Annotated in this window: 9 protein-coding genes; 6 read left to right on the forward strand and 3 right to left on the reverse strand. The window is 33.5% G+C overall.

Annotated features, from left to right (window positions below; translation table 11 throughout):
- Positions 1-949: 949 nt before the first annotated feature.
- From HH682_RS15035 to HH682_RS15045, 3 genes are read right to left on the reverse strand one after another with little or no spacing between them, the layout of a single operon-like run.
- The gene (locus HH682_RS15035; protein ID WP_214238303.1) at positions 950-1,630 is read right to left on the reverse strand and encodes a LuxR C-terminal-related transcriptional regulator; all 681 of its coding nucleotides are present in this window, start codon (positions 1,628-1,630) and stop codon (positions 950-952) included.
- Positions 1,631-1,632: 2 nt separating this feature from the next.
- Positions 1,633-2,994 (reverse strand): MFS transporter, encoded by a 1,362-nt coding sequence (locus tag HH682_RS15040; protein WP_214238304.1) that lies wholly within the window; start codon positions 2,992-2,994, stop codon positions 1,633-1,635.
- Entirely contained in the window at positions 2,981-3,424 is a 444-nt protein-coding gene (locus HH682_RS15045) for a PadR family transcriptional regulator (protein ID WP_214238305.1), read from the reverse strand. Before HH682_RS15045 ends, HH682_RS15040 begins: the two co-directional genes overlap by 14 nt.
- Positions 3,425-3,861: 437 nt before the next feature.
- On the opposite strand from HH682_RS15045, the gene HH682_RS15050 reads away from it, so the two are divergent.
- The 6 genes from HH682_RS15050 to HH682_RS15075 are packed head-to-tail and all read left to right on the forward strand — an operon-like array spanning position 3,862 to position 8,381.
- Positions 3,862-4,989, forward strand: a complete 1,128-nt coding sequence (locus tag HH682_RS15050) for an LLM class flavin-dependent oxidoreductase (protein WP_214238306.1) — start codon at positions 3,862-3,864, stop codon at positions 4,987-4,989.
- Position 4,990: 1 nt separating this feature from the next.
- Entirely contained in the window at positions 4,991-6,034 is a 1,044-nt protein-coding gene (locus HH682_RS15055) for a type III polyketide synthase (RefSeq protein WP_214238307.1), read from the forward strand.
- A 5-nt stretch (positions 6,035-6,039) separates the two neighbouring features.
- Positions 6,040-6,621, forward strand: a complete 582-nt coding sequence (locus tag HH682_RS15060; protein ID WP_214238308.1) for a cupin domain-containing protein — start codon at positions 6,040-6,042, stop codon at positions 6,619-6,621.
- Positions 6,602-7,162 (forward strand): NADPH-dependent FMN reductase, encoded by a 561-nt coding sequence (locus HH682_RS15065; RefSeq protein ID WP_214238309.1) that lies wholly within the window; start codon positions 6,602-6,604, stop codon positions 7,160-7,162. Before HH682_RS15060 ends, HH682_RS15065 begins: the two co-directional genes overlap by 20 nt.
- Before the next feature lie 17 nt (positions 7,163-7,179).
- Complete coding sequence (locus HH682_RS15070; RefSeq protein WP_214238310.1) at positions 7,180-7,932, forward strand: SDR family NAD(P)-dependent oxidoreductase; 753 nt, start codon at positions 7,180-7,182, stop codon at positions 7,930-7,932.
- A complete protein-coding gene (locus tag HH682_RS15075; RefSeq protein ID WP_214238311.1) occupies positions 7,932-8,381 on the forward strand; it encodes a nuclear transport factor 2 family protein in 450 nt (149 codons plus the stop codon). Before HH682_RS15070 ends, HH682_RS15075 begins: the two co-directional genes overlap by 1 nt.
- Positions 8,382-8,724: the final 343 nt, after the last annotated feature.

An 8,724-nucleotide genomic window follows, 5' to 3' on the forward strand; every position in this document is an offset into this window, starting at 1 on the left:
CATAGAAATCTCCCCTGAGTTCAGGTTAGTAGAAAATTCTACTTATGAACACACCGATTTTTCGGGGGGATTACCCTCTCATTCCAGTTAAAAACAGGCTCAAAGTAGAATACTTCCATTTTCCAAGCAGCCTCCTAATATGGCATTCATGTCTCAGTTTCAAAACTCATTGTGTGATGACAGTTTTTGTATTGAATGAGCATGGGAACTTCTGTTGGAGGTGCCCAAGTAATTTGCGAATAACTGTCCAAGTAAAATGCGAAAGGGCGATCAAGTAAATTTAAATACCCACTTTAAGTGTTCCACTATTAGGTGCAGATATTTAAAACTGTTATTACCAATAATCTCCTATCATTTTAAGTTCGAAAAACCAGTTTGGAATCGTGCTCTCTCTCCATTCCATTGCCAAATACTCTATTAATTAATCTTAAAGGTGATAGGCTTGGTGAGCAGGATAAACATTTTTCTGGTTCAGAAAAATTGCATCTATACGGGGATTGTCAAGGTAACTGGTACTGACCTGGGCAGATACCTCAGCAAGTATGATTTAAAAGGATTTAGGGTGAACCTCAACGATTTTCGTAATAAGTTTACAAGAGGTGAAGTAGGGTTCCTTTACGCAAAATTAATCTGACACAGTCAGAAGGTTGATATTAAAAGTGCCAACACCAAGGGGGGATAAGTATGGCTATTACCCTTTAACCATTGTTTACTATTCTTTTGCAGTGAACAACAATGTAGGTATGGCTGGTGATTTAATTAAAACCCAAGCTACCTGAGAGTTGGCAGTGCTGAAATTAAAGTAACAATAAAAATACGGCTTTTAATATATGACTATATTAGCATCGCGCGATAAGTTTACACTTAACGCGCAACTTAAATATCAATTTCTATAGCAACCTATTTAATATATTGAAAATGAAATTTAATACACTAAAAAATAATTTTATTAAATGCTCATAATGAATGGTATTTTTTTGTTCATATTATTAACTTTTCCAAAATCTATAACTTCCAGAATAGATTTTGCATTGATTTTAATTTTTATATTTTTTATATGAAAATCAAAAGAGTTTGTTGACATACCAGTTACTTCAGAAACTCGAGATCTCTTCAGTCCATTAGATAGAAAATATAATACAACCGACTCTTTTTTTGTGAATTTTACTGGGTAGTCGTAGCATATAACCTCATGAGGAATGTTTTTTAAAATAAAAAAATTGGCAGTATTAAATTCAGATATTGGTAATGAAAGAGTCATGACGCCTTTAATACTACGACTTACGTCATAAATTGCTTTTCTCTTACTAATCATTAAATCCGTATTGGCACCAGTTAGTTGTTCGATAGTAGTCGTCGAAGATTCATTCATTGTTTCAATTTCTTTGGAAATGAATATATGAGCTACATCTGCCCAGGGCATATAGTCGTCAGTGGCACCAATTATCCTATCGATAGACATACCGGCATAATCACAAAAATTCTTATTTACAGCAAGATATCTATGATTTCTATCTTTTACATAAGCTAAACCTATGGGGAAATCGATTATTTTATTTTTAATAAAAAAATCGATTGTTGGATCATCAAGGTTTTTATAAGAAGTCAATTGCCTATTATAGGTAAACATATTTAGCCACCAGTATTAATATTATTCATAATTTTGTTAAAAGATAAAATGATTATCAAAGATAGAAAAATACTACAAATCAACCCAATGAGAGAAATTAGAAGATAAGACGTCACGCTTGGAGAACCGTGTATAGAATAAAAGGTACTCAATATATTCATGGTTACTACACTCCCGATTGAGTACCCAATAGACCTTGAGATTTGATTTAATCCAAATGCCTCATGAAGCTGTTGATCTTCCACGCCAGAGCTTATTATGTGTGGAGCTGAACCGTATATAATACCAATAGCATAACCACAAATCCCAAGGCTGAAAACGGTAGAAAATACTGTATTACTAACACCAAGTAATACCATAGACACAATCAGACCGAGTGAACCAAGCAAAAGTCTTGATTTGTCACTTAGATTATTTAAATTAATGTACCTTGAAACTATGGTAAAAACTGATAGGGGAGTTAGTGCAGCCCCAGCAACTAGAGGGGATAGATTTAAACCAGGTGAAACTACCTGTTGAATTCTATACATAGATGCGGATATCAATACATACATTATCATACCAGATAGCATAACAATTATATTAGCAGTATAAACACTTGTATTTTTAAGAACAGATATATTTATAATGGAATTACTATTATTTTTACTTAAATGGTACCAAAAAAACATGGAGCATAAAAGTAATAAAAATAATATAGAGATATTAAATAAATTAAGCTTGCTTTTTATTTGATCGCAAAGTAATAAAAATATAATGATAGTGAAACTCATTGCAAATGAACCTACTATATCAAATTTATACATTCTATCATTTTTTATATCCTTTAAATTAAAGGATAGAAATAGTGAAAGAATAACCATGCAACCACCAAAAAAGAAAGTTAGATGCATACCAAACATAGAGGTTAACAGCCCTGAGAATGGGTACCCTAAACCGATTCCAACAGCAGTGGTGATAGACAACAGCGATACGGTCTTTTTTACATCATTCGTCAAGTATCTAGCTGCAGTCATTAGACTAGGCACAACTGCCATACCAATTCCTTGAAGGAAGCGGCCTACCAGAAAAACAGAAAAGATATTACAAAAGGAACATAAAAAACAGCCTATTGTAGTTAAAAATAAAGAGATTGAAATAACTTTTTTAAAATTTCCACTCGAAGATATGCTTGCTAATATGGGGGTGAATATAGTTGCAGACATCAAAGTTACTGATAAAGACCATTGCGCTTTTTCCGGAGGTATTGAATAGAAAACGGATATAGCAGGTATTAATGGTGCTCCAAGACTGCTGATAAGTGACACAGCTCCTGCAATCAATAAAAAAATAGCGGGGCTGATCTTGATATCACTTTCCATCATAATACAAATCCTCAATTAATTTTGCAGTGTTGCAAAGTATTGCTTCCAATTGTTCCTTTTTATCACTTGAAGATTCTTTATAGATACACTTGCTAAACTCTCTGATTTTTGATAAATGATCCTTAATTCTAGTTCTGTATGTATCCATAAACTTGTCATTCAAGAAATTTATATCTAAATCATTCATTAGTAAGTAAAGCCTACCACTCTCTGTTATGGAAGCAATTTTTCTATTATCTTCGTCAATTTTTAACGTTATGAACTTTTTATCTTTAAGTTTATTCAGAGCCGGATATATAGCACCAGCACTTGGTTTCCAGCTTCCGTCAGTATGTAAAGATATCTCCTCTATAAGCTGATACCCATGCATTTGCTTTCTTCCGAGTAGAATCAAGAGAATTTTGAAAACATCACCTCTGTAAATGGTCATTTTAAACCCCTATCGCGATATATGGCGATATAGTATTTATTATCATAACCGTAGTCAAGCACAGGACGATAATTTAGTTAGACATTAAGTTGTTAAATTTATACCAAAATTTATGCGATATTCTTAGATGAACGATTGATTAAAAATCGATCATCCAAGCAAATTCTTCATAAATAATCTCGCCTTTGTATTCAGTATTTTCAGTCTTTTTCCCACTAGCAATCTATATCCTTAACTTATGTATTCGTCAAATGCGAAAATTCATTTTAATTCATGAAATTAGCTTTATCAGTAATTATTAATTGAAATTGTAATATTTTTTTACATATACAATTCTCGTAATTTGCATACCTATGAAATTACTCATAGTATTTTTTTTGAAAAAAAAGGAATTACCCTTAGAATAAAAATTAAATGACAAATGAAGAGATTATAAAATGAGTTTCAATATCAAATTTGGTGCTTTCATACCCCCATTTTACCATCCAAACATGAATCCAACCGTAGCTATTGATGATGAAGTGGACTTTATTAAATTCCTTGAAAAAAAGGGTTTTAAAGAAGCTTGGATTGGTGAGCACCATTCTGGGGGATACGAACTTATTAGTTCACCTGAAATATTCATAGCTCATGCTGCAGCAAAAACTAAAACGATCAAACTTGGAACCGGTGTCATTTCGCTTCCATACCATAATCCATTATTGGTAGCAGATAGGATCGTATTATTAGATCACTTGACTAAAGGACGTTCGATTTTAGGTGTTGGACCTGGAGCACTAGTTTCTGATGCACATATACTAGGAGTCGATCCTCTCAAATCTAGAGATATAATGACCGAATCATTATTAGTAATCAATAAGTTACTAAATGGCGACGCAGTAACTATTAAAAACGAATATTTCGAATTAAATGATGCACGATTGCAGTTACTACCATGGAGTGAAGAAGGTATTGAAATTGCTGTCGCAGGAGTGTCTTCTGATGCGGGACCAAAATTAGCTGGATCTTTAAATTGTTCACTAATTTCATCAGCAAATTTAGCAAAACTAAAACCTCATTGGAATTCTTATTGCAACGCTTCTTCTTTAGAAGACAGTAATGTTAATAGAAAAAAATGGAGAATAGCAGCACCGATGTTCATAGCCGAAAGTATGAGTGAAGCTATTGAAAAAACGAAAATTGGTTTACTAGATTGGCTGCATTACTTTCAAAAAGTTACAACACTAAAACTTATAAATGAAGAGACTACACATTCTGAAGCAGTAGAAATAATAAACAAATCTGGATTTGGAGTAATTGGTACTGTAAATGATGCAAAAAAATTTATAAATAAAATCCATATTGAATCTGGTGGTTTTGGGACATTTTTATGTACTAAACATACTTGGTCAGATTCTAAATCAATCAAAGAATCATACAATTACATTGCTGAAGAGTTAATCCCTTACTTTTCAAATATGACGTCCGCCCAAATAAATAGCGATAGGTGGAATAATATAAATCATAAAGCATTTATTGAAAAAATGGATGTAGCAATCAACAATCATACTGTGGAGAAAAAATAATATGCCAACTTTACATAAACCTGCAATATTCTTACCTGATAACATTATTACCTTAGAAGAAACTTTAGACTTTGCAAAAAAGGAATTTAAAAACAATCCTATTTTGGAAAAGGCATTAAAATTAATTACTAATACAGGTGTGAAAAAAAGACACCTCATTCAACCAATCGAGTTATCTTTACAACACCCCGGGTTTGGATATAGAAACAGTGTTTTTGAATTGGAATCTAAAAAACATGTACCATCTGTTGTAATTGAAGCTTTAGAAAATGCACATGTTAAAAATTCAGATATCTCAGCAATTATCTACGTCTCATGCTCAGGATTCATGATGCCTTCATTAACCGCCTGGTTAATTAATAAAATGGGATTTAATAACAATACTGTACAAATTCCTATTGCACAATTGGGGTGTGCCGCAGGTGGGGCAGCTATCAATAGAGCGCACGATTTCATTCTTGCCCATCCTGGAGCGAATGTTTTAATTGTTAGCTGTGAATTCTGCTCTCTAAGTTACCAACCAACTGACAATGATATTGGCAGTCTTCTTTCTGATGGATTATTTGGTGATGCAATTACCGCTGCAGTAGTGACATCTGAGGGTGGTTCTGGAATCGATTTACAAAAGAATAGTAGCTATCTAATTCCTGACACAGATGAGTGGATCAGATACGATGTAAAGGATACGGGCTTTCACTTTAGGTTGGATAAACGAGTTCCAGGAACGATGGAGCCCTTGGCCCCCGTCATGAGAGAACTAACGAAAGGACATGGCTGGGATATTGAGGAGCTTGATTACTACATTATTCATGCAGGTGGTCCAAGAATCTTAGATGACTTATGTAAATACTTGAGAGTAAAACCAGAAAAATTCGACTTCAGCCGTGATACTTTAGTCAACTGTGGGAATATAGCTAGCTCTGTTGTTTTTGAAGCTTACAGAAGAATGTGTGAAGAAAACTACATAACACATGGTGATAAAGGGATCATTGCCGGATTTGGTCCAGGTATTACTGCTGAAATGAATTTATCTTTAGGAAAATAATAAGAATGTATGATTTTCTAACTCCAGAAATTAAACCTATTATAACCGCTTCAATTCTTAAACACGCAGAAGGTGAAAAGCTATTCTCCCCATCTCAAGATATTACACTCAAGGTTTCCGGAGTAAATTCCGAGTTTGCATCTACTTTTGAGATAGGGGTACCTGTAGGTTTTGATGTAGGTGCTCACTTTCATAAGAGAACTGAAGAGCTCTTTTATGTTACGAGTGGCAAATTACTTTTTATGGCGTTCGAGCCAGTTGAATATACTGACAACTGGTTTGACTGGGTAGGGCCTAATGGTGAAAGGCCTGTTATCTGCGAGGCTGGTACCTTAATCCATGTACCTAATTATACACCTCATGCATTTGCAAATATTTCCAACGAAACAGCAAGAATGGTTTTCCAAGCATCTCCACCGCCTGATCATGAAGAGTATTTCAAAGGGTTGATTGAAATTCTGAATTCTAATTCGGTAGTAGATAGTAAGTCTATTGAAGCGCTTAGAAAAAAACACGATGTTCATCAAATAACTAAACTTAGATTCTTGGATGGTCATGACACTCCCGATGAAAAAAATTTCCAATAAAATATCAATAATTAGCGGTTCAACAAGAAAAAAATCAACATCTGAATTATTAAGTAATGGGATCAGAAATAGTTTAACCAATCAAGGATTTATTGTAGATATCATAACTTGTTTTGACATCCCGCTGTTTAGTGAGGATCTTGAAGGAGATAAAAAACCTAGCAGTATAATTAATATTGAAAAAAAAATAAGTGAAAGCACTGGTGTTATTATATGTACCCCTGAATATAATAGTTCAATACCAGGGTCTACTAAAAATTTATTAGATTGGCTTTCTAGACCACATGATCTTGGTGCACTTAGAAACAAAATAATTTCCATAGTAGTTCATACACCTTTCGAAAAAGGTGGGGGGGGTGCTTATAGTGACTTATCAAGAATACTTTCTCATATGGGTAATGTCGTGCTGCATGACAGGATGGGTAGGGTTAGTGGGTTTAGAAAAAAAGATGGTGAAATAGTGAAATCTTGGCAGGAATCTTTAGATCTTCTAATTGATAACTATATTAAGTTTATACATAGATTAAATGTTGGCGAATAAATATTTAAGGTGAAAATATGAAAAAAGTATCTTTTGTAACGGGTGGTAGTAAAGGTATCGGAGCTGCTGTTTGTCGTGAATTGGCTTCTAATGGCGATTATGTGTTTATTGGATATAGTAATAGTGAAGATGAAGCCAATAAGGTTAAAACAGATATCTTAGAAAAAGGCGGAGAATGTGAGATAATCAAGATTGATGTTAGTAATGAAAATGACATTAATTCGGCTTATGAATATGTCAAAAATAAGGTTAGTAAAATTGATAAGCTCGCATGCTGCGCTGGCGTAGAAGATTTTAGTTCGCTGTTTGACATTAGTAAAAATCGATTCGATCACGTGTTCGGAATCAATACATTCGGACAATTTAAGTGTACATCGTTGTTCTCGAATATTATTAATGAAGGAGGGGCAATTGTTCTAACATCTTCAGTTAGTGCTAAGATGACGGTCAGAGAACATATGCTATACGCATCTAGTAAAGCTGCTGTTGAATCGTTTGTTAAAAATGCCTCTCTAGAGCTTGGTGATAAAGGTATAAAAATTAATGCGATTGCGCCGGGCGCTGTCGCAACTGGTATGGCAGCAGGAAATGCACATAAGTATATCCCTAAAGGGTTAAATATAGAACTTAAGGATTGGAAAGGCGTTAATAGTGCGTGTAAACGTATTGGGAATGTTCAAGAAATAGCCAAAGCCTATAATTTCCTTCTATCAGATAGCGTGCCTTTCATGACAGGCTCAACAATGAATGTCGATGGAGGAAGAATTTAATGACTGATATGGACCTAATTATAGAAGAGAGTAAAATTACGAAGCTAATTATTGACTTAGGTAGATGTCTAGATGAAGGGGATTTTGTACGGCACGGAAAAAATTTCATAGAAGATGGCGTGCTTATTTTACCTTTTAAAACTGTTAGAAGTAGTTTTGAAATCACAAAGCATTCTTCTTCAAATTTAGGTAAATTTGCAAAAGTGTATCACGTAATCACTGATATCGTTATTAACATCGACAATGAATTAAATTCCGCCAAGGCTAGAGCAAATGTTCATGCATTACATCTATTTGATGTAAGTATTCCATCTGAATTTGCAGAGCTAGGTGGTTACTATAACTTCACATTAATTAAAAATACGAATGGAGATTGGAAGTTCAAGCAAGTAGAATTAGTAAAAGTATGGAGTTCAGGTAAAGCTGAGAATATTGGTGTGAATTCTTAATTATCAATATAGTTCCTATATGATTTTATAGAGAAATTTAATCCTCTTATTTATGAGTAATTATTACTATATTACAAGATAATTATAACTACTAATAAAAATCAGAGAGCGTGTTTCAATAAGAAGAAACACGCTTTTTTGAATATCATTTAATGTAATTGCAGGTATTTTGATATATTTATTCTCTATTAATATGAATATTTATATGAAAAATATGTACTCTAAACTAGACAATTAACTGTTATTTTTTACCTTTGTCTAAGGATAGGTAATCCCCCCATTTTTAACGGAGGTAATAAGTAGAATCAGTTAACACGTTGAATATGCTGCATCGGTGTAAAAC

The organism is Rosenbergiella gaditana (assembly GCF_018494065.1).
GTDB lineage: Bacteria > Pseudomonadota > Gammaproteobacteria > Enterobacterales > Enterobacteriaceae > Rosenbergiella > Rosenbergiella gaditana.